Source organism: Phreatobacter stygius, assembly GCF_005144885.1.
GTDB classification, from domain to species: Bacteria; Pseudomonadota; Alphaproteobacteria; order Rhizobiales; family Phreatobacteraceae; genus Phreatobacter; species Phreatobacter stygius.
Genome location: NZ_CP039690.1, coordinates 4,227,967 through 4,251,239 on the forward strand (window position 1 = coordinate 4,227,967; position 23,273 = coordinate 4,251,239).

General features: G+C 66.5%; 22 protein-coding genes. 16 read left to right on the plus strand and 6 right to left on the minus strand.

The annotated features are described in order from the left end of the window. Positions 1–3: 3 nt before the first annotated feature. A complete protein-coding gene (locus E8M01_RS19870) occupies positions 4–1,206 on the minus strand; it encodes an MFS transporter (protein WP_136961717.1) in 1,203 nt (400 codons plus the stop codon). Between the two features lie 212 nt (positions 1,207–1,418). On the opposite strand from E8M01_RS19870, the gene E8M01_RS19875 reads away from it, so the two are divergent. The 9 genes from E8M01_RS19875 (at position 1,419) to E8M01_RS19915 (ending at position 12,387) form a co-directional block, all read left to right on the plus strand. Continuing rightward, positions 1,419–2,339, plus strand: coding sequence for a LysR substrate-binding domain-containing protein (locus E8M01_RS19875; RefSeq protein ID WP_136961718.1), 921 nt, complete (start codon positions 1,419–1,421; stop codon positions 2,337–2,339). Between the two features lie 64 nt (positions 2,340–2,403). Then, the gene (gabT, locus tag E8M01_RS19880; protein WP_136961719.1) at positions 2,404–3,681 is read left to right on the plus strand and encodes a 4-aminobutyrate--2-oxoglutarate transaminase; all 1,278 of its coding nucleotides are present in this window, start codon (positions 2,404–2,406) and stop codon (positions 3,679–3,681) included. Between the two features lie 326 nt (positions 3,682–4,007). Further along, positions 4,008–5,108: an ABC transporter ATP-binding protein gene (locus E8M01_RS19885; protein ID WP_136961720.1), complete on the plus strand. Its 1,101-nt coding sequence runs from the start codon at positions 4,008–4,010 to the stop codon at positions 5,106–5,108. A gap of 48 nt (positions 5,109–5,156) precedes the next feature. Then, positions 5,157–6,221 carry an ABC transporter substrate-binding protein gene (locus tag E8M01_RS19890; RefSeq protein ID WP_136961721.1) on the plus strand — a complete coding sequence of 355 codons (1,065 nt, stop codon included), beginning with the start codon at positions 5,157–5,159 and terminating at the stop codon, positions 6,219–6,221. A 93-nt stretch (positions 6,222–6,314) separates the two neighbouring features. Beyond that, a complete protein-coding gene (locus E8M01_RS19895) occupies positions 6,315–7,196 on the plus strand; it encodes an ABC transporter permease (protein WP_215908772.1) in 882 nt (293 codons plus the stop codon). A gap of 3 nt (positions 7,197–7,199) precedes the next feature. Further along, entirely contained in the window at positions 7,200–7,994 is a 795-nt protein-coding gene (locus tag E8M01_RS19900; RefSeq protein WP_136961722.1) for an ABC transporter permease, read from the plus strand. Between the two features lie 113 nt (positions 7,995–8,107). Then, entirely contained in the window at positions 8,108–9,709 is a 1,602-nt protein-coding gene (locus E8M01_RS19905; protein WP_136961723.1) for a zinc-binding metallopeptidase family protein, read from the plus strand. A gap of 52 nt (positions 9,710–9,761) precedes the next feature. After that, positions 9,762–10,769 (plus strand): dimethylarginine dimethylaminohydrolase family protein, encoded by a 1,008-nt coding sequence (locus E8M01_RS19910; protein ID WP_136961724.1) that lies wholly within the window; start codon positions 9,762–9,764, stop codon positions 10,767–10,769. A gap of 73 nt (positions 10,770–10,842) precedes the next feature. Next, positions 10,843–12,387, plus strand: coding sequence for an acetolactate synthase large subunit (locus E8M01_RS19915; protein WP_136961725.1), 1,545 nt, complete (start codon positions 10,843–10,845; stop codon positions 12,385–12,387). 21 nt (positions 12,388–12,408) lie between these two features. On the opposite strand, the gene E8M01_RS19920 is transcribed toward E8M01_RS19915, so the two are convergent. Next, a complete protein-coding gene (locus E8M01_RS19920) occupies positions 12,409–13,155 on the minus strand; it encodes a TetR/AcrR family transcriptional regulator (protein WP_136961726.1) in 747 nt (248 codons plus the stop codon). 178 nt (positions 13,156–13,333) lie between these two features. On the opposite strand from E8M01_RS19920, the gene E8M01_RS19925 reads away from it, so the two are divergent. Genes E8M01_RS19925 through E8M01_RS19945 form a run of 5 tightly spaced genes read left to right on the plus strand, consistent with a single transcriptional unit; the run spans position 13,334 to position 17,887 of the window. After that, entirely contained in the window at positions 13,334–14,578 is a 1,245-nt protein-coding gene (locus E8M01_RS19925; protein ID WP_136961727.1) for an ABC transporter substrate-binding protein, read from the plus strand. Between the two features lie 28 nt (positions 14,579–14,606). Next, the gene (locus E8M01_RS19930) at positions 14,607–15,242 is read left to right on the plus strand and encodes a DJ-1/PfpI family protein (protein WP_136961728.1); all 636 of its coding nucleotides are present in this window, start codon (positions 14,607–14,609) and stop codon (positions 15,240–15,242) included. A 38-nt stretch (positions 15,243–15,280) separates the two neighbouring features. After that, positions 15,281–16,327: a phosphotriesterase family protein gene (locus E8M01_RS19935; RefSeq protein WP_136961729.1), complete on the plus strand. Its 1,047-nt coding sequence runs from the start codon at positions 15,281–15,283 to the stop codon at positions 16,325–16,327. A gap of 19 nt (positions 16,328–16,346) precedes the next feature. Further along, entirely contained in the window at positions 16,347–17,687 is a 1,341-nt protein-coding gene (locus E8M01_RS19940) for an aspartate aminotransferase family protein (RefSeq protein ID WP_136961730.1), read from the plus strand. After that, complete coding sequence (locus E8M01_RS19945) at positions 17,684–17,887, plus strand: hypothetical protein (RefSeq protein ID WP_136961731.1); 204 nt, start codon at positions 17,684–17,686, stop codon at positions 17,885–17,887. Before E8M01_RS19940 ends, E8M01_RS19945 begins: the two co-directional genes overlap by 4 nt. Before the next feature lie 45 nt (positions 17,888–17,932). Here E8M01_RS19945 and E8M01_RS19950 read toward each other — a convergent pair whose 3' ends face one another. The 4 genes from E8M01_RS19950 to E8M01_RS19965 all read right to left on the minus strand — a co-directional run bounded on the left by E8M01_RS19950 (position 17,933) and on the right by E8M01_RS19965 (position 21,066). Continuing rightward, complete coding sequence (locus tag E8M01_RS19950; protein ID WP_136961732.1) at positions 17,933–18,748, minus strand: nitroreductase family protein; 816 nt, start codon at positions 18,746–18,748, stop codon at positions 17,933–17,935. Positions 18,749–18,808: 60 nt separating this feature from the next. Beyond that, a complete protein-coding gene (locus tag E8M01_RS19955; RefSeq protein ID WP_425467671.1) occupies positions 18,809–19,486 on the minus strand; it encodes a nitroreductase family protein in 678 nt (225 codons plus the stop codon). A gap of 122 nt (positions 19,487–19,608) precedes the next feature. Further along, entirely contained in the window at positions 19,609–20,544 is a 936-nt protein-coding gene (locus E8M01_RS19960; protein WP_170181982.1) for a LysR family transcriptional regulator, read from the minus strand. 72 nt (positions 20,545–20,616) lie between these two features. Beyond that, positions 20,617–21,066 carry an RrF2 family transcriptional regulator gene (locus tag E8M01_RS19965; protein WP_136961735.1) on the minus strand — a complete coding sequence of 150 codons (450 nt, stop codon included), beginning with the start codon at positions 21,064–21,066 and terminating at the stop codon, positions 20,617–20,619. A gap of 572 nt (positions 21,067–21,638) precedes the next feature. Between E8M01_RS19965 and E8M01_RS19970 the strand changes: the two genes are divergently transcribed. Together E8M01_RS19970 and E8M01_RS19975 are read left to right on the plus strand one after the other, a co-directional pair. Next, positions 21,639–22,472, plus strand: a complete 834-nt coding sequence (locus E8M01_RS19970; protein ID WP_215908773.1) for a transporter substrate-binding domain-containing protein — start codon at positions 21,639–21,641, stop codon at positions 22,470–22,472. Next, entirely contained in the window at positions 22,466–23,227 is a 762-nt protein-coding gene (locus E8M01_RS19975) for an amino acid ABC transporter ATP-binding protein (RefSeq protein WP_136961736.1), read from the plus strand. Before E8M01_RS19970 ends, E8M01_RS19975 begins: the two co-directional genes overlap by 7 nt. The last annotated feature ends 46 nt before the right edge of the window (positions 23,228–23,273 follow it).

Genomic DNA, 23,273 nt, shown 5'->3' on the forward strand with positions numbered 1-23,273 from the left:
TTGTCAGCCCGTGGCAACAGCGTCGGATGCCGGGCGGCGGCGGGCGAGCAGAAACAGGATGAGCCAGGCGCCGCATGAGCATGCGATGGCAAGGCCGAGCAGCGCCTGGGTGCCGGAACGCGTCAGCAGACCCACGAGGACCGGTGGCGCGAGCGCGGACATCAGGTTCAGCGGCAAGGCGATGTGCGAGGAAGCTTTCGCATAGGCCGCCTGGTCGTAGAACACCAAGGGTATGGTCGCGCGCGCGACGGCGAGAGCGCCACTGCCCAGTCCATAGAGGATAATGAAGGCCGCGATCGACCAATAGGCTCCGCCTCCCGCCAGCAAGAGCACCATGGCGGCGGGAAGCGCCAATCCAGCCATCAGTCCGGTGGTGACCCCGTCCCAGCGTCCGCCGCCAAGGAAGTCGATGGCGCGGGCGCTGACCTGGATGACGCCCAAGGCCGAGCCGAAGGCAATGGCCTCGACCGGCGGGAGACCCGCGGCCTTGAGAAGTTCGATCATCACGGCGGCAAAGCCGAAGGTGACGAAGCTGTTCAAGGCGATCGCCGAGACCATCAGGTAGAACGTGCCGCGTCTCACCGGCCGGGCAGCCTCGGCAGCCGGGCTTGGCGCGGCCCCGCCGCTGCCTGCCGGTGCTGCCCGGCGCGGCAAGCCGAAAGCGTAGAACGGCAGGCAGACCAGAGCCATCAGGCCGGCAAAGACGAGGCAGGTTGCGCGCCAGCCGGCGATGTCTGAAAGAACCGAGGTGAGCGGCCAGAAGATGCTGCTCGACAATCCCGTGACCAGCATGAGGCCGCCAATCGCGCCCTTCGCCTTCTGGCCGGCGATCTCGTTGAGCATGATATAGGCGGCCGTGGACAGGGTCGCGCTGCCCGCCACGCCAAGGATCGCCCAGGCGCTGAAATAGGCGATCGGCTCATGAGCCAGCGCCAACAGGACGAAGCCCGGCACTGCGGCAAGCGTCCCCGCCATCATCACCAGGCGGGCTCCGAACCGGGCGAAGGCCCTGGCCAGGAGCGGCGCGCATAACCCCATGGTCACGTAGAGGATCGAACTGCCGCCGAAGACCGCGGCCAGGTCCATGTGCAGGTCGGCGGCCATGTGCCGGCCGACAATGGCGGGAAGGCCGACCGTTCCCCAGCCGATCACCTGCGCAACCGAGAGAACGAACAACACCCTGACGATCGACCTGTCAGCCGTCATGCGCGGTATCAAATCCACCAACCACCGATCAAAATCATTGGCTAGCAGATCCAATGTCTCAATTTCATGACGCGGTGGGGTGCCGAAAAGCGCCGGCGTCCTGCCATGCCGAGCCGTCCCGGGACTGCGCGGTCATGCAGGCCATGGCCGGCGCGCGAAAATCGGGCTAGGTCATGCGGCCAGAGGTCGTCTTGTCAGGAGCCCGCAGGTCGATGCGCCTTCCATCGCTCAATGCGCTGAGAGCTTTCGAGGCCGTCGGCCGCACCGGCAGCATCAAGGCGGCAAGCGATGAGCTGGCGGTCAGCCCGACGGTCGTCTCCCGGCATATTCGCAACCTTCAGCTCGATCTCAATGTCGCGCTGGTCGAGGCTCATGGTCGGGGCCTGCTGCTGACCACCGCGGGCGAAGCCTTCCATGCCCAGATCAGCCGCGCCTTCGACATCATGCGCCAGGCCAATGAGGACATCCGCCCGTCGAGCCGGCGCAGCCTGACGATCTGGTGCATTCCCGGCATCGCCAATCAGCGTCTGCTCGCCCGCTTGCCGCTGTTGCAGAGCCGCCTGCCGAATTACGACATCCTGCTGCAGCCGACCCTGTCGCGCCCGGATTTCGCCCGCGGCGAGGCCGATGCCGAGGTGATTCACATGAACATGCTGATCACCCATCCCAATGTCAGGACCGAGCTGATCGCAGCTCCCGGTGTCCACGCGGTGGCGAGCCCTGCCTTCCGCTCGCGGTTTCCGGCGGTCACCCAGGCATCCGACTTCCTCAAGCTGCCGCTGATTCACGAAGCCTCGACGCTCTATTGGGAGCAATGGTTCGAATATGCCGGGGTCACCGACCTGCCGATCCTGCGCGGGCCGCGCCTCTGGCATGCCCACCTGACCATCGAGGCGGCGCGCCAGGGGCAGGGTGTCGCGCTCGCCAATACGCTGCTGGTGGAGGACGATCTCGCCTCGGGCCGGCTGGTCGATCTCAGCCCCCATGCGGTCAGTCTCGGCGGCTATTATTTCGTCGCGGCGGCCAGGCGCTGGGCCGATCCGGAGCTGGTGCTGTTGCGCCGCTGGCTGAAAGAGGCGCTCCAGGGCGGCGCGGCGACCGGTGCATCTGATGCACCAATGCGTGCCGAATAAGCTGATTGTCCGGCGCCGAAGCGGCACCTAGCGTTTCAAGCCCATCGCCTGAAATGGATATCCCATGCCGACCAATGCCGAACTGCTGTCCCGTCGCCAGGATGCCGTGATCCGCGGCGTCAGCCATGTCACGCCGATCTCGGCCCAGCGCGCGCGCAATGCCGAGGTCTGGGACGTCGAAGGCAAGCGCTATGTCGATTTCGCCGGCGGCATCGCCGTGCTCAATACCGGCCATTGCCACCCGAAGATCCTGGCGGCGGTCAGCGAGCAGATGCAGCGCTTCACCCACACCTGTTTTCAGGTGCTGATGTACGAACCCTATATCGCGCTGGCCGAGCGGCTGAACGCGCTGGCGCCGATCCAGGGACCGTTGAAGACGGCCTTCTTCACCACCGGGGCCGAGGCGACCGAAAACGCCGTCAAGATCGCCCGCGCCGCCACCGGCCGCTCGGGCGTCATCGCCTTCACCGGCGCCTTCCACGGCCGCACCATCATGGCCTCGGCCATGACCGGCAAGGTGGTGCCCTACAAGAAAGGCCTTGGCCCCTCGCTGCCCGATGTCTGGCACGTGCCGTTCCCGGTGCCGCAATTCGGCGTCAGCGTCGAGGATTCGCTCAAATATCTCGGCTATATCTTCAAGGCCGATGTCGATCCGTCCCGGGTCGCCGCCATCATCATCGAGCCGGTCCAGGGCGAGGGCGGATTCCACCAGGCGCCGCCGGAACTGATGCGGGCGCTGCGCCGGCTGTGCGACGAGAACGGCATCGTGCTGGTGGCCGACGAGGTGCAGACCGGGTTCGGCCGCACCGCCAAGATGTTCGCCATGGAGCATTACGACGTCACGCCGGATCTGATCTGCGTCGCCAAGAGCCTGGCCGGCGGCTTTCCCCTGTCCGGTGTCATCGGCCGCGCGGCGATCATGGACGCGGCCGACCCGGGCGGTCTCGGCGGTACCTATGCCGGCAATCCGCTGGCCTGTGCCGCGGCGCTGGCGGTGCTCGACATCTTCGCCGAAGAGAAGCTGCTCGATCGGGCGGTGGCGCTCGGCGCGCGGCTCAAGACGCGGCTCGAAAGCCTGCGCATGCGCAACGGCCTGATGCCGATCGCCGACATCCGGGGACTTGGCGCCATGGTCGCTTTCGACATCGTTAGGGATCGTGGCGGCGCCGAACCCGACGCCGAGGCGACCCGGCGTGTCGTTCAGTTCGCCCATGAGAACGGCTTGATCCTGCTGTCCTGCGGCACCAATGCCAATACCATCCGCATTCTGACGCCGCTGACCGCGGAGGACACGGTGGTCGACGAGGGGCTCGATATCCTCGAGGCCGCGCTCGCCTCCTGATCTCAGCGGCCGGCGGGCGCCCGTCGGCCGACCTGGACTATCCGGAAGCGCCCGATCGCGACCCGAACCCTCGAGGTTCGGCTGTCGCGGTCGGGCGCTTTGCGTTGGTCCCGGCCATAAGCCGTCGGGCAATATTTGCTCCGCCCGGCCCCGCCAATCGTTCAAAAAAAACACCATTCATGTGCAAATTAGATGATTGTTGCGCTCCAGGCCGTCGGTCACACTTTTCAAAATTGAACAAGACTATCGAGCGTTTCGCGGGCGTCCCGCGGGCGCGCTTCAAGATAGCGGCAAATTAAAAGTGGCGACAGCGGGGTATAAATAGAGTGACGTCGGCTGTTCAGATTGGCCATGATTTAAATATCGACAGCCTGAGTAAGTTCTACGGAGGATTTACCGCGCTCGACAACGTATCCCTGGAGGTCAAGCGCGGCGAGTTTCTGACCCTTCTCGGGCCATCCGGCTCGGGCAAGACCACGCTTCTGATGTCGATCGCCGGCTTCGTTCAACCCGATCGCGGCGACATCCTGCTCGACCAGCGCAGCATCGCCCACCTGCCGCCGGAGCGGCGCAATTTCGGCATGGTGTTCCAGGGTTACGCCCTGTTCCCGCACATGTCGGTCTACGACAATGTCGCCTTCCCCTTGAAGGTGCGCAAAAGGCCTGTTGCCGAGATCAAGGACAAGGTCGATGCCGCGCTCGACCTGGTGCAATTGGCCTCGCGCGCCGACCGTTATCCAAGCCAGCTCTCCGGTGGCCAGCAGCAGCGTGTGGCGCTCGCCCGCGCCATGGTGTTCACGCCCCACCTGCTGCTGCTCGACGAACCCTTGAGCGCCCTCGACAAGAAGCTGAGGGCCGAGCTGCAGGAGGAACTGAAGCGCCTGCACAAACGGGTTGGCCTGACCTTCATCTATGTCACCCACGATCAGGACGAAGCCCTGTCCATGTCGGACCGGATCGTCGTCATGCGCGACGGCAAGGTGGTCCAGCAGGGGGCGCCGGGCGCGCTCTATGACCGGCCGGCAACGAGCTTCGTCGCCGACTTCCTGGGCAAGAGCAATTTCCTCCGGGGCACGGTCGAAACCCACACGGCGGAAGGCTTCGTGCTGACCCGCCAGGGCGTCAGGATCGCCCAGGCGAGCGCCGCGGGCGAGCGCCCGCCGATCGGCCAGGAGGTGGTGATCGCGCTCCGGCCGGAGAAGATCACGGTCGCCACCGGTGGTCGCCCGCACGACAACGCCCTCAAGGGCATCGTCTCGGAATGGAACTATTTCGGGTCGCAGTTCCGCCTGGTCGTCGACACGCTGGAATTCGGCGCCATCGCGGTGGTGATCCCGACCTGGAAATACGGCGAGCCGCCGGCGGCCGGCCAGCCGGTGACCATTGGCTGGGACCGCGGCGCCGGCACGCTGGTCGACGACGCCTGAACATCACGCATCGCATCAAAACCAAGACAAACAGACGGGAACCTTGCCATGACCAAACACAACGCGATCTCCGCTCTCTCCAGGCGCAACCTCCTCAAGGCCGGTGCCGGCCTCATCACGGCCCCGGCCGTGCTCGGCTCGGCAAGCGCGTTCGCCCAGGCGCGCAAGGAGGTCGTCCTGGTCAACTATGGCGGCGCCGCCATGAAGGCCTTCGATGAGGCCTATGTGCAGCCTTTCGCAGCCCAGGGCGGCCGGATCGTGCTCGACGGCAGCGGCCCGCTGAACGGCAAGATCCTGACCATGGTGCAGTCGCGCAACGTCACCTGGGACATCTGCGATGGCGGTATCACCACGCTCGCCGAGCTCGGGCCGCGCAATGCGCTTGAGAAGATCGACTACAGCATCGTCGACAAGACCAAGGTGCCGGCCGAATTCGCCTATGAGAACGGTGTGGTGAACTACATGTTCTCGTCGGTGCTCGCCTGGGACACGGCCAAGGTCAAGGAGACGCCGACGCTCGCCGATTTCTTCGACCTGAAGAAATATCCGGGCCGGCGCATGATGCGCAAGGACTCGCAGGCCATGCTCGAACTGTGCCTGCTCGCCGATGGCGTGCCGCTCGACAAACTCTATCCGCTCGACACCCGACGCGCCTTCGCCAAGCTCGCCACGATCAAGAAGGAAGTGCTGTACTGGAACAGCGGCGCCGAGAGCCAGAGCCTGATGCGCGACGGCGAATGCGTCATGGGCCTGCTGTGGCACACCCGCGCCAATATCCTGAAGGGCGAGACCAATAACCGCATCGCCTTCACCTTCAAGGACGGCCTGCTGCAGCCCGGCCTCTGGGTCGTGCCGAAGGGCAATCCGGCCGGCGCCGAGGCGTTTCGCGCCATCGCCTCGATGCAGCAGCCCGAGGGCCAGGTGAAGCTGCTGGCCGCCATGGGCAACGGTCCGTCCAACCCGGCGGCGCAGGCCCTGGTGCCGGCAGCCCAGCGGGCGATGAACCCGGCCGATCCCGCCAATGCGGCGGTCCAGGCCAAGATCAACGCCGCCTGGTACATCGAGAACCACTCGAAGACCTTCCAGGCCTATCTCGACTTCATCTCGTCCTGAGCCGGCGCGCCGGCGGCGTGGTCCTTTCGGGGCCGCGCCGCCCAGGCCTCACCATCAAGCCTCGCCACGCCCGAATGCCTGGATATCAAACCGATGACCGCCCCTGCCGCTAGGCCGATGCCGTCGCTGCCGCGCGGCCTGCATTTCAGCGCCACCGGACGCTACTGGCTGCTGATCATGCCGGCTCTCGCCATGATGGTGGTGTTCTATCTCTACCCGATCTCCAGGGTGCTCTGGATGAGCGTCACGGAGCCGCAGCCGGGCATCGACAATTTCGCCCTGCTGGCGACCAGCGCCTCGATCCAGCGCATGCTCATGACCACCGCGCGGATCAGCATCATCACCACGCTGATCACCCTCGTGCTGGCCTATGTCGTGTCCTACGTGCTGGTTCATTCGAGCGAGCGGGTGCAGCGCTGGATGTTCCTCGGCGTGCTGGTGCCCTTGTGGATCTCGGTGCTGGTGCGCGCCTTCGCCTGGTTCGTGCTGCTCAGGCGCGAAGGCCTGATCAACAACACGCTGATCTCGACCGGCCTCATCGACACGCCGCTCAGCCTGATCTGGAACGAGACCGGCGTGATGATCGGCATGGTCCATTACATGCTGCCCTTCGGCATCCTGCCGATCTACGCCAATATGCGCGACATCGATCAGCGTTGCATCGCCGCCGCCCGCGGGCTCGGCGCCACCCGTGGCGTCGCCTTCCGCAAGGTGTTCCTGCCTTTGTCGACGCCCGGCGTCGTCGGCGCCGGCATCCTGGTCTTCATCTTCTCGCTCGGCTTCTTCGTCACGCCGGCCATTCTCGGCGGCGGCAAGACCTTGATGATCGCCGAATATATCAAGGTGCAGATCCTCGAGATCGTCCGCTGGGGCGTCGGCACCATGCTGGCCGCCACGCTGCTGATCGTCATCGGCGGCTTGCTGGCGGTGCTCAGTCGCATCGTCGACCTGCGCAAACTGTTCGGGGCGGGCTGAGCCATGACCAGTTCCGGCTTCGGCTCGACCTCGCTGATGACCCGCTCGATGGCCTGGGCCATCATTTGCTTCCTGGTCCTGCCGATATCGATCGTCTTCGCGGTGTCGGTGACCGACCGGCCCTATCTGTCGCTGCCGCGGGACGGCGTGTCGCTGCAATATTACGGCAATCTCGTCACCAGCCAGGCCTGGCTCTCCAGCATCCTGCACAGCCTGATCATCGCGGTCGCCTCGACCGCCATCGCGGCGGTTGCCGGCACGCTCTGCGCCATCGGCTGCTGGCGCCTGAGCAACCGCGCCAGCAACATCATCCGGCTGGTCATGCTGATGCCGATCATGGTGCCGACCATCGTCTATGCGCTCGGCATCTATCAGTTCTGGATCGATCTCCGGCTGATCGACACCTATACCGGCGTGATCATCGCCCATGCGGTGACCGGCATTCCCTATGTCGTCATCACCGTGTCGACGGCGCTGGCCGGTTTCGACCCGAGGCTCGAACAGGCAGCCCTCAATCTCGGCGCCAGCATGGCCCAGACGCTGCGCCTGGTGATCATTCCGAACATCCTGCCGGGCGTCATCTCCGGGGTGATCTTCGCCTTCATTCACAGCTGGGACGAACTGGTGATCGTGCTGTTCATCGCCGGCCGCGGCGTCTTCACGCTGCCGCGCCGCATGTGGGACGGCATCAACGAACATCTCGACCCGACCATGGCGGCGGTCGCCGCCGTGCTGGTGCTGATCACGCTTGGCCTCCTGTTCATCGACATCGCGATCCGGGCGCGCCGCGCCCGCTGAGCCGCTCGACATCAGGACGCCAGGCGTCCGCCCCTCTTCCAGCCACGCGGACGCTCCGCGCCCGCCCTTTCCAGACATGCGTGCGGTCGCACGCGCCAGACGGAACGAGTTTCATGACCCGACGCGACGCCTTCGGCCCCGACAAGGTTCTCGCCCTCGACTGGATCGACGAGAACAGCCCGCGGCTGTCCCGCGACCACATGACCATCTGGGATTTCCACGAGCCGTCCTGGCGCGAGTACAAGTCGGCGGCCTGGTATGTCGAACGCCTGCGCGCCGAAGGTTTCGAGGTCGAGGTCGGATCCGGCGGCATGCCGACCGCCTTTTGCGCGACCTGGTCGAACGGCGAGGGGCCGACGATCGGCGGTTATGCCGAATATGACGCGGTGCCCGGCACCTCGCAGGATCCGGTGCCGCGGCGCCAGCCGCGCGTCGGCGTGAACCGCCACGCCGCCGGCCATACCGATCCCCATTCGGCGCTCGGCATGGGGTCGTTTACCGGTTTCCTCGCCGCCAAGCAGGTGATGCAGCAGCGCGGCATCAAGGGCCGCCTGAAATTCCTCGGCGAGCCGGCCGAGAAGATGTGCGGCTCGAAGCCGGTCCATGCCGCCAAGGGCTATTACGACGACCTGGACGCGGCGATCAGCTTCCACCCGCACTCGTTTCCGAGGCTCGCCAACAGCTGTTTCTGGGACACCCACAGCGCGCCCTACTGGAGCCGCATCTACACCTTCGAATGCGAGAACCCGGAGACCTGGCAGAATTCCGGGGCGGTGACCGGCGTCACCCACAGCCATTCGGCGGCCCGCGCGCCGGGCGCCATCGACGCCGTCTGCCTGATGTACACCTCGTCGAAATACATGAAGGAATCCATGCTGCCGCACCATGGCAGCTGGAGCCTGAACGAGTTCATCCTGCATGCCGGCCAGGCGGCGGCCGACAATATCGCGCCGGGCCTCGGCCAGATCCAGTATTCGCTGCGCGCGCCCACCCTCGACATGTGCGAGCGGGTGTTCGAGGTGCTCGACCGCAATGCCGAGCATTGCGCCGCCATGACCCACAGCAAGGTGACCGCCGCCTGGATCACCCGCACCCGGGCGGGCCTGGCCAACCACGCCATGGCCGAGGTCGCCTGGCGCAATTTCGCGGCGATCGGCGCGCCCGAATGGGGCGACGAGGCCAAGGCCTTCGGCCGCGAGATCCAGGCTGGCCTCGGTCTTGCGCCGATGGCCGATCCGTTCACGCCGGAGATCCAGCAACTCACCGCCCCCTGGGACGGCGAGACGGCGTTTCGCGAGCAACTGCCGCCCTGGCAGACCAATCTCGCAGCCGACGACTATGTCGACTACACGTGGCATGCGCCGACCGTGCGCCTCTATGTCGGCCGCCCGACCTTGCGCGCGCCCAATCCCGGCTATCGCTATCCCGACTGGACCCGCTACGCCATGGGCGGCGTGCCTGCCTGCATCGACCCGATGTGGCTGACCGCGGCCAAAGTCATTGCCGCCACCATTCTCGACCTTTTGACCGATGGTCAGTCGCTCGCCAAGGCCCAGGCCGAGTTCCGCGAGCGCACTGGCGGCGGCGTCGGCGGCTCGAAATGGGTGGCGCCGCTGCTGCCTGGGGATTTCCAGGCGCCGGTTCACTACCGCTGGCCCGAATATGTCGAAACCGCCCGCGGCCTGGAATGGACCATTCCGACCGCCGCGCCGTGAGCCCCCGATAACCAGCCACACACCGAATATCGCCCTTGAGGGAGAGACATCCATGTCGATCATTTCCGAACCCGAATATCGCTACAACATGCTGATCAAGGCCTTCCCCTCGCGCGCCGAGCCGGCCTTCGAGACCGAATCCGAACAGGTCGGCGTCTGGGGCCGCCGCTGGGGCTGCAACAACGATGTCGGCCAGATCCGCATGGTGCTGATGCACCGTCCGGGCGCCGAACTGAACATTGTCGAAGCCAACAAGCGGCTGCCCGACATCGGCGCCTTCGGCGATCCCGAGCAGGGCTGGTACTGGCGTGGTGACACGATCCCGGATCTGGCGGCCCAGCAGGCCCAGCACGATGCTCTCTCGGCCGCGCTGCGCGAGGAGGGGGCCGAGGTCGTCTATGTCGACCAATGCGCGCCGGGCAAGATGAAGACCGTCTATACCCGCGACAGCGTCATCGCCGTCGACGGCGGCGCCATCGTCACCCGCCTCGGGCCGCCGATCCGGCGTGGCGAGGAACTGCCGGTCAGCCGGACGCTGGCCAAGCTCGGCATGCCGATCCTCCGGACCATTTCCGGCACCGGGCTGATGGAAGGCGGCAGCTTTGCCTTCATCACGCCCAAGGTGGCGGTTGTCGGCCTGTCGAGCCGGGTCGACGAGGAGGGCGCACGCCAGCTCGAGGAGGTGCTGCGCACCCAAGGCGTCGAGCTGCTGCGCGTCCATCTCACCGGCTACCGCCTGCATATCGACGGCATGTTCGTGATGATCGACCGCGACACCGCCTTCGTGAACCCGACGCTGCTGCCGTTCTGGTTCCTGGAGAAGCTGAAGGAGTTGAAGATCCGTCAGATCGAGGTTTGTCCCGATGATCAGAACTGGGTGATCAACTGCCTTGCCGTGCGCCCGGGCCATGTCATCGTGCCGGTTGGCATCTCGCCGCGGACCATGGAGAAATTCGCTCGAGCCGGCATCACCACCCGGGTCGTCGCCTATGACAAGGTTGCACTCGGCGGCGGCGGCATTCATTGCTCCACCTCGCCGCTCATTCGCGACCCCTTGTGAGTCGCGGCGGGGGCCGGGCTGTTCGAGCCCGGCCTTTGCGAGCGCGCACCGACAACAGACGGCAGGAGATGACATGAACGGCGCCGAGAGCCTGGTGAGAACGCTGATCGCGGGCGGGGTCGATACCTGTTTCGCCAACCCCGGTACCTCGGAGATGCATTTCGTCGCCGCGCTCGACCGCGTCGGCGGCATGCGCTGCGTGCTGTCCCTGTTCGAGGGCGTCGTCTCCGGCGCGGCCGATGGTTATGGCCGGATGGCCGATAAGCCGGCTGCGACGCTGCTGCATCTCGGCCCCGGTCTCGGCAATGCGCTGGCCAACCTGCACAATGCCCGCAAGGCCAATACGCCGATCGTCAATATCGTCGGCGAACATGCCACCCATCACCGCCAATATGACGCGCCGCTGACCGCCGATGTCGAAGGCGTCGCTCGCCCGATGTCGGGCTGGGTCAAGACCTCGATGGATGCCCGTTCGGTGGCCGGCGACGGCGCCGAGGCGATCACCGCCGCGCTGACGTCGCCAGGCCAGATCGCCACCCTGATCCTGCCGGCCGATACCGCCTGGAACCTCGCCGACGGCCCGGCCCCGGTGGCCAAGGCCCCGGACCGGTCCAAGGTTTCCGACAGCGCCGTGCTGGAGGCCGTCGAGGCGCTGCGCTCCGGCGAGCCGGTGCTGCTTTTGGTCGGCGGCCGGGCCTTGCGGGCGAACCCGCTGAAGATCGCCAGCGCCATCGGCCAGGCGACCGGCGCCCATTTGATCGCGCCGACCTCCAACGGCCGGGTCGAGCGCGGCGCCGGCCGCTCGCCGGTCAGCCGGATCTTCTATCCGATCAAGCAGGCGCTGACCCAGCTCGAGCGCTATCGCCATGTCATCTTGGTTGGCGCCAAGACGCCGGTCGCCTTCTTCGCCTATCCGGACACGCCGAGCCTGGTCATGCCCGAGGGCTGCGCCGAGCATGTGCTGGCCGAACCGCAGGACGATATCGAGGACGCGCTGACGCGGCTCGCCGAAGCGGTCAAGGCGCCGCTCGGCGGCGCCGTCATCCAGCAGGCCGGGCGGCCGTCCCTGCCGACCGGTGCGATCACGCCTGATACGGTTGGCGCCGTCATCGGCGCGCTGCTGCCGGAAAACGCCATCATCGTCGACGAGGCGATCAACTCCGCCGGCACCACCTATGCCCAGACCGCCGGCTGCCCGCCGCATGACTGGCTGGCCTTGACCGGCGGTTCGATCGGCATTGGCCTGCCCATGGCCACCGGCGCGGCGGTGGCCTGTCCCGACCGCCGGGTGGTTGCGCTGCAGGCCGACGGCAGCGGCATGTACACGTTGCAGGCACTGTGGACCCATGCCCGCGAGAACCTGAACATCACCACCATCATCTTCGCCAACAACGCCTATCAGAGCCTCGATATCGAGCTGAGGAATGTCGGCGCGCTCAATCCCGGCCGCATCGCGCTCGACATGCTCGACATCGGCCGGCCCGATCTCGACTGGGTCAAGCTTGCCGAGGGCATGGGCGTGGAAGCCGCGCGCGCCGATACGCTCGAGGAACTGATCGATCTGTTCAAGGCGAGCCTCGCGCGTCCCGGGCCGTTCCTGATCCAAGTTCCGATCTGAGGTCGGGAAGCGCCCGAACGACTAGTCCGGGATCTGCGCACGCAATCCGGCAATGAAGGCTTCGACATAGAAATCGAAGCCTGAGGTGAGCGGCACCTCGACGCCGCCTTGCCAGCGCACGATGAAGGCGCGGTTGGCGAGCCTGTCGAGATTGCCGGTCAGCCGCGGGTAGTCGCTGGGCGACAGCGAACGGATCTTGCCTTCGAACGCGCTCGCCCAGCCGGTCGGGTCATCGCTCGGCTTGGGGGCGAGCTCGAGCGTGACATAACCGAGCATGGCGGCGATGACCGCGTTATAGGCGTCGACAAGTCTGTCGCCGGCAAAACCCGCGGCTTCCAGGGCCGCCAGAACCTGCTCGACCAGTTGCGGATTGACCCCGGCATTGGAGACGAGCTGCGCGCCGAGCAGCGGCGCGACATTGGGGTGGCGCCTGAGATTGTCGCGGTAGCGCTGGAACAGGCCGCGGATCCATTCGGCCCAGTCGTCGCCGGTGCGGAACGGCTGGGCGACATCGCCGAGCGCTGCCGCCGCAGCCTCCGCCAGCAACGTGTTGCGGCCGCCGGGCAAATGCCAATAGAGCGCGGTCGGATAGACGCCGAGCAGGCGAGCCACCTCGCGCAGGCTGAAGCCGTCGAGGCCGGCCTCGTCAATCAACCGGAGCGCGGTCTCGACGATTTGCTCGCGGCTGAGGCCCGGCGGGTCAGGGCGCGCTTTCGCGGCCTTAGCACGGGTTCTCGCCGTCGCCGCGCCGGCGCGACCAGGGGCCATCAGGACACTCCGCCATTTGCGGGCGCTGCCGATCGCCCGTCTCGCGTGCTTATCAGGCCGACCAGCAAATCGCCATCCGCGGCAACACCTCCGGGTGCATCCGAAACTCCGTCCTGTACACTGGACAAGACTTAATTGTACGATGTACAAGAGAGGCAATCAAAAAGGGGAGGGGCCGATGCATCGGGTCGAACGAGCTGTCCGGTTTTCGCGTCGCATTGGGGTTCTGCTTGCCGCGGCGGCCGCGATCGTGCCGTTCGCAACAGCCCGGGCGCAGGCGCCGCAGCCCTTCATCATCGGGGTCAGCGGCGACCAGAGCGGTCCCTATATCGACGTCACCGGCCCCGGCCAGGTGCTGGCGGCCGAACTGGCCGTGGCGGATTTCGGCGGCCAGGTGCTCGGCCGGCCGATCGTCATCCGCTCCGCCGATGACCAGAACCGGCCGGACATCGCCTCGGCCAATGCCCGGCGCTGGTTCGATGTCGACCGTGCCGAGGTGATCGTCGGCGGCGGCAATTCGACCACCGCCTTCGCGGTGCTCAATGCCGCGCGCCAGGCCGGGCGCAGTTTCCTGGTCGTTGGCGCCGGCAATCCGGATTTCGCCGGCAAGGAATGTTCGGCCGTCTCGACCCAATGGGCTTATGACACCCATGCCCAGGCGGTCGCGACCGGCGTCTATCTGAGCCGCGGCGTCGGTGTCGGATCGTGGTTCTTCATCACCGCCGACTATGCCTTCGGCCATGCCCTGGAGCGCGACACCGGCCGGGTCGTCGCGGCCGCCGGCGGCCGGGTGGCCGGCAGTGTCCGGGCGCCGCTCGGGACCGCCGACTTCTCGTCCTTCCTGTTGCAGGCGCAGGGTTCGCGCGCCGGCGTCATCGCCCTGGCGCTCGCCGGCCAGGACCTGATCAACGCCATCAAGCAGGCCGGCGAATTCGGGCTCGTTGGCGGCGCCGGCGGCCAGCGCCTCGCCGGCCTCAGCCTGTTGTCCAACGACGTGGTCGGCATCGGGCTCGCCGCGGCCGAAGGTCTGGTCGCCAGCGAATCCTTCTACTGGGACCGCACCGAGGAAACCCGCGCCTGGACCCGGCGGTTCAATGCCAGGCTGCCGGGCAAGATCCCCAACATGGTCCATGCCGCGACCTATTCGGCCGTGCTGCATTATCTGCGCGCAGTCCAGGCGGCCGGCACGGTGGAGGCCCGCACCGTCAATGCCAAGATGAAGGAACTGCCGGTCAACGACTTCAACAATGCAGACGTGCGTATCCGTCAGGACGGCCGCGTGCTGAACCCGATGTATATCTTGCGGGTCAAGTCTCCCCGGGCCTCGACCGGCCCGTTCGACGTGCAGGAGGTGCTGGCGACGCTGCCGGCCGAACAGGTCTTCCGGACTGCCGAAGAGGCCGGCTGCCGGCTCAGCAATTGACCATCAGGTCCCACTGGGGATGAACGCCATGCGCTTCGGTTTCCTTGTCTATCCCGGCGTCGAGGAACTCGACCTGGTCGGCCCCTGGGAAATGGCGACGATGTGGCGGAGTTACGCCAAGGGACCGGAATGCCTGACGGTGAGCGAGACAGGCGGCGCGACCGCCTGCGCCAAGGGTCTGAAGATTGCGGCCGACCTGTCGTTCGAAGCTTGCCCGGCGCTCGACTACCTGCTGGTGCCCGGCGGTTTCGCGGCCCTCGAAGAAGCGCGCAACCCGCGGCTCGTCGGCTTCGTCGCGGCCCAGGCCAGATCCTGCCGCCACGTGCTGTCGGTCTGCACCGGCGCGCTGATCCTGGAGGCGGCCGGGCTGTTGAAAGGCCGACGGGCGACCACCCATTGGAAGCTGCTGGCCGGTCTGCGGGCTCTGCCCGAGGTGACCGTCGTGGAGGAGCGTTTTGTCCGCGACGGCAATATCTGGACCTCCGCCGGCGTCTCGGCCGGCATCGACCTGACGCTCGCCTTCATCGCCGACGAGGCCGGCGCCGAGGCGGCCTCGATCGTCCAGCACAATGCCGAATATTTTCCCGACGGCCGGATCTACGGCACCGCCCACCAGGGCGATGCGTCCTCGGCCTATTTCCGCAGGCTGCCGCCGACCGCCTGACGGCGAAACGCCGATCATTCCGCAAAAGGGAGAGACACATGGCCGGGGTCACAAGGGACCAGCTTCGTGGCAAGGCGCAGACGGTGCTCGGACCGGTCGATCCGGGCGAGCTCGGGCCGACCTTGATGCATGAACATCTGATCTGGGACATCCGGACCAAGGTCATGGCCGACGATCCCAACCAGGGCCCGGAGATCGACCTCTGCAATTGCTACCGGATCAATTACGGCCGCCTGAAAGTGCCGGGCAACCTGGTGCTGCGCTGCCGCGACACGGCGGTCGCCGAGATTGCCGAGATGCGCGCGGCCGGTGGCCGCACCGTGGTCGAGCTCACCTGCGGCGGTCTGAAGCCCGATCCGGAAGGCCTCGCCGAGGTGGCGCGCCGCACCGGCAGCCATATCGTCATGGGCTGCGGCCACTATGTCGACGAATACCAGGACCGGGCGAACGAGACGCGCACGCCCGAGAGCTTCGCCGCGGAAATGATCGGGCAGGTCTTTGGCGGCGCCTGGGGCACCGCGGTGCGCGCCGGCATCATTGGCGAGATCGGCTGTCAGGCGCCCTGGACGGCACTCGAGAAGCGGGTCATGCGCGGCGCGCTCGCGGCACAGGCCGAAACCGGGGCTGCCATCAATGTCCATCCCGGCCGCCATCACGACCAGCCGCAGGAGGTCGCCGATTTCATCCGTGCCGAGGGCGGCGACATCGAGCGGGTGGTGATCAGCCACATCGACCGGACGATCTTCGACGAAGGCCGGCTGCTGCGCCTCGCCGACAGCGGCTGCGTGCTGGAGTTCGACCTGTTCGGCCAGGAGCAGAGCTATTACCCGCTCTCCGACATCGACATGCCCAATGATGCCGGCCGGCTCAAGCTGATCCGCGCGCTGATCGACCGGGGCCATCTCGCCCGCGTCGTGATCAGCCACGACATCTGCTACCGGACCCGGCTGACCCAGTTCGGCGGCCATGGCTATGGCCACATCTACACCAATGTCGTGCCGATGATGCGCGCCCGCGGCTTCAGCCAGGCCGAGATCGACGCCATCCTGATCGGCAATCCGAAACGTCTTCTGACCTTCATCTGAAAACCCGGGATGCCTCGTCATGACCAGCCAGCAGGCGCTATCGGCGACAGTCAATATCGATATCGACGCGGCACTCGCCGATGTCCGCGAGCGCTTCGTCGCGCGCAACCCGGAAAGCCTGAAACAGCATGAGGCGGCCTGCGCCGTCATGCCGGGCGGCAATACCCGCTCGGTCCTGTTCTACGCGCCGTTTCCGCTGGTCATCGCCGAGGGCAGGGGCTGCCGTGTCCGCGACGCCGACGGCCATGACTATGTCGATTTCCTCGGCGAATACACCGCGGGGCTGTTCGGTCATTCGCATCCGGTGATCCGCGCCGCGATCGACAAGGCGCTCGACGCCGGCATCAATCTCGCCGGGCACAACCTCCTGGAGGCGAAGCTTGCCCGGGTGGTCTGCGATCGCTTTCCCTCGGTCGAGCTTGTCCGCTTCACCAATTCCGGCACGGAGGCAAACCTGATGGCGGTTGCCACCGCCGTGGTTGCGACCGGCCGCTCCAAGGTGCTGGTCTTCAAGGGCGGTTATCATGGCGGCCTGCTGAGTTTCGGCGGCGGCGCCAGCCCGCTCAATGCGCCTTACGATCTGGTGATCGGCCGCTATAACGATGTCGCCGAGACCGAACGCCTGCTCGCGATCCATGGGCCGGAGCTCGCCGCCATCCTGGTCGAGCCGATGCTCGGCTCCGGCGGCTGCATTGCCGGCGACCGGTCATTCCTCGGCGCGCTGCGCGCCGGCGCGACCCGCCATGGTGCCCTGCTGATCTTCGACGAGGTGATGACCTCGCGGTTGTCGCCGGGTGGGCTGCAGCAGGCGCTCGACATCCTGCCGGACCTGACGACGCTCGGCAAATATGTCGGCGGCGGCATGTCGTTCGGCGCCTTTGGCGGGCGCGAGGACCTGATGGCGCTTTACGATCCACGCCGGCCGAACGCCTTGCAGCATGCCGGCACCTTCAACAACAACGTGCTGACCATGGCCGCCGGCCATGCCGGCATGACCGAGATCTTCACGCCATCCGCCGTCCTGGCGCTCAACCAGCGTGGCGACGATCTGCGCACGCAGCTGAACCGGCTCTGCCGCAAGCACGGCGCGGCGCTCGAGTTCACCGGCATCGGCTCGCTGATCACCGCGCATTTTTCCGCCGTTCCGGTGCTGACCCCGGCTGATGCCGCGGCCGGGGACCCGCGGCTGAAGGAATTGTTCTTTTTCGACATGCTCGACCGCGGCATCTATCTGGCGCGCCGCGCCATGATGGCGCTCAGCCTCGAGATCGGTGATGCCGAATGCACCGGCTTGACCGAAGCGGTCGAGGACTTCCTGCTCAGCCGGCGGCCGCTTCTGGCGTCCCGCGTCTGGTCATGACGTCAGGCATCTTCGGCATTCCGCTGCCGGGCTTTGCCGGCCAGGTGCTGTTCGACTGGATCACCGCAGCCATCGAGGCCCTGGGCCTGAGGCTCCTGGCGAGCCTCAGCTCCGGCCTGGCGGCGACCTTGGTCGCCGGCTCGATCGCTGTCGTCGGGCTCTTTTTGGTTCGCCGAAGGCTGATCGGCAAACGGCCGTGATGGCCAGGTCGAACGTGGGCATGGGCCGGCCCGTTCGAGACCCGGTCAGCCGATCTTGCCGCCAGGATTGGGCCGCGGTCCGGTGAAGGCCTCTTTCCACGGACCCAGCCGCTTGTCGGCATCCTCCCAGTGGCCGGCATCCTCTTCGCCGCGATACATGGCGAACTGCCTGACCTCCTGGACGTAATAGTCGAGCATGGCCTGGGGCCGGAATTTCTCCGGGTCGTAGCCGTTCCAATGGACGACCTGGTCGAGCGGCCGGCGGTAGCGCGACGCCAGGTCCTTTTCCGGCACGCCGATCGGGATCGTGCCGACGGCGCGCAGGCCCTCCGGGAAACCCAGCACCCGCCGCAGGTCTTCGTTGGTGGTGTCCTCGCCGCCGCCCGACAGCCAGGCCGAGGTGAGCCCGACGGCGGTCACCGCCAGCTGGATGTTCTGCACCGCCGCGCCGATCGAGGCGATCAGGATGCGCTCGTTGTTCTCGTGATATTCGCGTTCCCAGGCAGCGGTGGTGGCCTGTGGAAAGGCCTGTTTCCAGCGCTCGTCGGCCAGCACGATGACGATGGCGACGGTATTGGCCAGATAGGTCTTCTTGACCGCCGGAAAACCTTTGACGTGGTCGATCAGCCGGTTCGACTGGTCGATGAACACATCGAGCACGGCGTCGCGCACCTTGGGGTCGTCGACGACGACAATGTCGAAACATTGCGAGTTGGCGCCGGTCGGTGCCCATCGCCCGGCCTCGGCGATCTTGAGCAGCACGGCGCGATCGACCGTCTGGCCGGGCTCGAAGCGGCGCACGCTGCGCCGCCGCCTCATGACATCGATCAGATCCGTGTAGCGGTCGGTCGCGCTTTCCATGCCGGTTCCCCCTTGGGCTGTCAGGTCCGGCGCCGCGCCTCGTTCAGCTTGGGAGCGGCGTCACAGATAGGATGCGATCTCATTCAGCGGCTTCTTCTCGATCGCATGGGCGGGGATGGTGGCGTCATCGGCGGGATAGCCGACGACCATCAGGATATAGGGCTTCTCGGTCTCCGGCCGGCCGCAGATCTCATTCAGGAAACCCATCGGGTTCGGCGTGTGGGTGAGGGTCGTCAAGCCGGCATAATGCAGCGCGGTCAACAGGATGCCCGTGGCGATGTTGACCGATTCCGGCACGTAGTAGTTCTTGCGCAACACGCCGTCGGCGCTCGGGCTCTTGCGCGCGCCGAAGATGCAGATCAGCCAGGGCGCGGTCTCCAGGAACGGCTTGTGCGGATCGGTGCCGAGCGGCTTCAGCGCGGCGAGCCATTCCTCGCCGGCCTTGCCGGCATAAAACCGCTCCTCCTCTTCTTCGGCCGCTTCGCGGATCCGCCGCTTCACGCCCGGGTCGCCGATGACGCAGAAGTGCCAGGGCTGGTGATTGGCGCCGTTCGGCGCCGTGCCGGCGGCGCGCAGGCAGGTGTCGATCAGGTCGCGCGGCACCGGACGCGGCGAGAAATCGCGCACCGTGTGGCGCTGCCGGACCATGTCGTAGAATTCGGCAGCGCGCCGCCGCATCTCCTCGAGGGGCATTTCCCGGTAGTCGGGCAGGGGGATCGGCTGATAGTCGGTGATCACGTCGATATCCTCGGGGCGCGCGCGGGTGCCGCGTTCAAGATGTGAGTCTAGCGCGCCGCGCCCAGCTGGTGCCATGCCGCCGGCGGCATGATCTGCATAACCGATCGGAATGATCTCGGCCGTCAGTCGGCGCGCGCAGGACCGCCGAAGGTCCGGTGTACCAGGGCGCGCAACCATTGGTGGCCGGCGTCGCGGTGATAGCGCTCATGCCAATATTGAGCGATCTCGATCTTCGGCAAGACGAGCGGCGGGCGGAAGGCGACGAGACCGATTTCGCGTCCGAACCCCTGCGCGAGCCGGCCCGGCAGCGTGGCGATCGCCTGGCTGCGCGCGGCGGCAAGCGCGGCGCCGACGAAGCTCGGCACGCTCAGCACGATCCGGTCGGCCGGGATCTCGGTGGTCAGGGCTTGCTCGGCCATGACATGGGCGCCGTGCCCGGTATAGGAGGCCGCGACGATGATATGCCGCTCGGCGAGAAAGCCGGCCCGGCCGGTCAATTGCGCAAGCCGTGGATGGTCGGCGCGCGCGACGCTCAGATAGCCTTCGCTGTAGAGCCGCTGGCGCCGCAAGCCTTGGGTGGCGCGCGGAAAGGCGCCGAGCGCGATATCCGCCACGCCGGTCTCGAGCTGGGCCTGGAACTGCCTGATATCGAGCGGCAGCGCGACCAACTGGACATGCGGCCCCTCGGTGACCAGCGCATTCATCAGCGGCGGCAGGAAGCGCAGCTGGCCGACATCGCTGACCAGCAGCCGATATTGCCTGAAGGAGGACGTCGGATCGAAGTTGACCGGCGCCCGCCCCAGCGCTTCGGCCTGGGCCAGCAATTGGCGCAGCGGCTCGGCCAGCAGCAAGGCCTTGGGTGTCGGCTGCATGGTGGCACCGACGCGGACGAACAGCGGATCGTTGAATTCGAGCCGGAGCTTCGCCAGCACCTTGCTGATCGCCGGCTGGGTGGTGCCGAGCAGGGTCGCCGCCCGCGTCAGGCTCTTCTCGAGCATCAGCACATGCAGCACCCGCAACTGGCGGAAGCTGATATCGGCGATATCGCGGAACAGCATGGTATCCATAGCCGTCCGAGCATAGTCAGCTGGCGGCCGGGGTACCAGACCGGAGGCGGACCGTTCCGGACGTCAGATGTGATAGACGAAGGAATCGAACGGGTCGCGCACCAGGTCGCGCAGCTCGGCGAGCGACAGGGCGTCGACCACGCCGGCGATCGCGTCGCCGACCTGGACCATCAGCAGGCGGGTGGCGCAGGCATTCTCATCCGGGCAATCGTCGCAGCGCTGATAGGCCGAACGGCTGGCGCAGGCGATCGGCGCCAGCGAGCCGTCGAGCGTCCGGATCAGCTCGCCGACCAGGATGTCTTCGGCCGGACGCGACAGGCGATAGCCGCCGCCCCGGCCCTTCTTGCTGTGCAAAAATCCGGCGGTGCGCAATTCGCCGAGGATGGCGTCGAGGAATTTCTTGGGGATCGCATTGGCGGTTGCGATATCGGCGACCAATGCGGTCTCGCCCGACGGACGGTTCGCCAGATGAATCATGGCCTTGAGGCCATATTTGCCCTTCTTCGTCAGCACGCCCTGATCCCTGCGCTCTGGTCCCGGCCCGGCGCGACGACCCGGCGGCGCGGGTCATCGCCATGCGAAAAGTCGTCTCTCTTTCGGGGCGAAAGGAGATCATGATCTGTGCAACACCTGCTCAAGAAACCATCTTCTTTCAAAGATGATAAATTTAGTAGACTGATGCCCTGCGCTGTCTAGCGCTATCGGCCCGAGCGATGCAAGCGGCGGCTTCGTCGCGTCACGCGCTGATGTCGCGGCGGCGCGTTCGATGGCGGCGCGCCGCTATCGGAATGTGCCCATCAGTTGCGCATCATCGCATCCGGTGGCGAGCCTCGAGCGTGTCTCGAAAAGTCAGCGGAATTCTGGATTATTCGTTTGCATCGCAACATGTCCGGCGTGCTGGTCGGTGCACCGGGACCATGTGGCCAGGCGGCAAGGCTCGAGCGCCGGCCCGCATCTTGACGCGTCACACGCATGGCCTGTTGCAGTTTTCGCATCGCCTGGTGGAATTGCGGCTTTGTAAATTTATAGAAAGACTAGAATTATCTCAGTGCCCGGCAGGACCGTGGAGCCTCGAGGAGAAGACCATGTTGAGATCGAGCCTTGCGCTGGTCGCCGGCCTTGTCGCCGGAATGACCGCCGCCCACGCCCAGCAGCCGCCGCTGCGCTCGGCGATCGATGCCACTTTCGCCCCCCATGCCATGCCCAAACTGTCCGGTGGCCTCGAAGGCTTCAATATTGACGTGGTCGAGGAGATCTCGCGGCGGATCCGCCGGCCGATCCAGGTCGAGGGCACCCAGTTCGCCGGGCTGATCCCGGCGCTGCAGGCCGGCACCTATGATTTCCTCACTGCGGTGGTGACGGTGACACCCGAGCGCTCACAGCAGATGCTGTTCATGGAGGGCTTCGTCGACGCCGACTACCGGTTCCTGACGCTCAGGGACAAACCCGATATCACCGATCTTGCCCAGCTCAAGGGCCAGGTCATCGCGGTGCAGCGCGGCTCGATCTACGAGAAATGGGTGCAGGACCTGGCGCCCAGGATCGGCTGGACGGCGGAAGCCTTCGCCACCAGCACCGATGCGGTGCAGGCAGTCCTGTCCGGGCGCGCCTATGCCAATGTCTCGGCGGCCACCGTCACCGCCTGGGTGGTCAAGAACAATGCCCGGCTGAAGAACTCATGGCTCGAGCGCACCGGCCTCGTCTGGTCGATGCCGCTGCGCAACGGCAGCACCGAACTGCGGGCGACGCTCGAAGGCGCGCTGCAATGCATGAAGAAGGACGGCACGCTGGCCGCCATGTACAAGAAGTGGTTCGGCGTCGATCCGGTGCCGGGTTCGGCCACCACCACCATCTATCCGGGCGTCGGTGTTCCCGGCATGACCGGTCATGACGACCGGCCCTTCGACCCGCCATGCTGAACGATCAGCCGCTCCCGGACCTCGGTCCGTTGCTCGAGGCGCGCGGCGTCCGCAAGGCCTTCGGAGCCAATGAGGTGCTGAAGGGGGTCGACCTCGTGGTCGCCCCCACCGAACTGGTCTTCCTGATCGGCCCGTCGGGGTCGGGCAAGAGCACGCTGTTGCGCTGCTGCAACCGGCTGGAGGAGCCGACCGGTGGCAGCATCGTGATCGACGGTGTCGACCTCCTGTCGCCGCACACCAATGTCAATCTGATGCGCCGGCAGGTCGGCATGGTGTTCCAGAGCTTCAACCTCTATCCGCACCTGACCGCGCTCGGCAACGTCACGCTGGCCCTGCGCAAGGTGGTCGGCAAGTCGCGCGCCGAGGCCGATGCCCTGGCGCTCGCCCAGCTCGACCGGGTCGGCCTGGCCGAAAAGGCCGGCGCCTATCCGAGCGAGTTGTCGGGCGGCCAGCAGCAGCGCGTGGCGATTGCCCGCGCGCTGGCGCTCGAGCCGAAGATCATCCTGATGGACGAGCCGACCTCGGCGCTCGACCCGGAACTGGTCGGCAGCGTGCTGGCCGTGGTCCGCGACCTGCGCGACGCCGGCATGACCATGGTGATCGCCAGCCACGAGATGCGCTTTGCCCGCGATGCCGCCGACCGGGTGCTGTTTCTCGACCAGGGCCTGGTCGTCGAAGAGGGCACGGCCGAGGCCATTTTCGCCAAGCCGCAACAGGAGCGCACCCAGCGCTTTCTGCGGGAAGTCCGACACTAGCGCGGCGGCCCATGGGCCGTGCCGGATCGCGGCGCTCCAGGACGAA

Coding starts and splice junctions, on each gene's coding strand:
- E8M01_RS19870 (WP_136961717.1), bottom strand. CDS start 1,206: ATGACGGCTGACAGGTCGATCGTCAGGGTGTTGTTCGTTCTCTCGGTT.
- E8M01_RS19875 (WP_136961718.1), top strand. CDS start 1,419: ATGCGCCTTCCATCGCTCAATGCGCTGAGAGCTTTCGAGGCCGTCGGC.
- gabT (WP_136961719.1), top strand. CDS start 2,404: ATGCCGACCAATGCCGAACTGCTGTCCCGTCGCCAGGATGCCGTGATC.
- E8M01_RS19890 (WP_136961721.1), top strand. CDS start 5,157: ATGACCAAACACAACGCGATCTCCGCTCTCTCCAGGCGCAACCTCCTC.
- E8M01_RS19895 (WP_215908772.1), top strand. CDS start 6,315: ATGACCGCCCCTGCCGCTAGGCCGATGCCGTCGCTGCCGCGCGGCCTG.
- E8M01_RS19900 (WP_136961722.1), top strand. CDS start 7,200: ATGACCAGTTCCGGCTTCGGCTCGACCTCGCTGATGACCCGCTCGATG.
- E8M01_RS19905 (WP_136961723.1), top strand. CDS start 8,108: ATGACCCGACGCGACGCCTTCGGCCCCGACAAGGTTCTCGCCCTCGAC.
- E8M01_RS19910 (WP_136961724.1), top strand. CDS start 9,762: ATGTCGATCATTTCCGAACCCGAATATCGCTACAACATGCTGATCAAG.
- E8M01_RS19915 (WP_136961725.1), top strand. CDS start 10,843: ATGAACGGCGCCGAGAGCCTGGTGAGAACGCTGATCGCGGGCGGGGTC.
- E8M01_RS19920 (WP_136961726.1), bottom strand. CDS start 13,155: ATGGCCCCTGGTCGCGCCGGCGCGGCGACGGCGAGAACCCGTGCTAAG.
- E8M01_RS19925 (WP_136961727.1), top strand. CDS start 13,334: ATGCATCGGGTCGAACGAGCTGTCCGGTTTTCGCGTCGCATTGGGGTT.
- E8M01_RS19930 (WP_136961728.1), top strand. CDS start 14,607: ATGCGCTTCGGTTTCCTTGTCTATCCCGGCGTCGAGGAACTCGACCTG.
- E8M01_RS19935 (WP_136961729.1), top strand. CDS start 15,281: ATGGCCGGGGTCACAAGGGACCAGCTTCGTGGCAAGGCGCAGACGGTG.
- E8M01_RS19940 (WP_136961730.1), top strand. CDS start 16,347: ATGACCAGCCAGCAGGCGCTATCGGCGACAGTCAATATCGATATCGAC.
- E8M01_RS19945 (WP_136961731.1), top strand. CDS start 17,684: ATGACGTCAGGCATCTTCGGCATTCCGCTGCCGGGCTTTGCCGGCCAG.
- E8M01_RS19950 (WP_136961732.1), bottom strand. CDS start 18,748: ATGGAAAGCGCGACCGACCGCTACACGGATCTGATCGATGTCATGAGG.
- E8M01_RS19960 (WP_170181982.1), bottom strand. CDS start 20,544: ATGCTGTTCCGCGATATCGCCGATATCAGCTTCCGCCAGTTGCGGGTG.
- E8M01_RS19970 (WP_215908773.1), top strand. CDS start 21,639: ATGTTGAGATCGAGCCTTGCGCTGGTCGCCGGCCTTGTCGCCGGAATG.
- E8M01_RS19975 (WP_136961736.1), top strand. CDS start 22,466: ATGCTGAACGATCAGCCGCTCCCGGACCTCGGTCCGTTGCTCGAGGCG.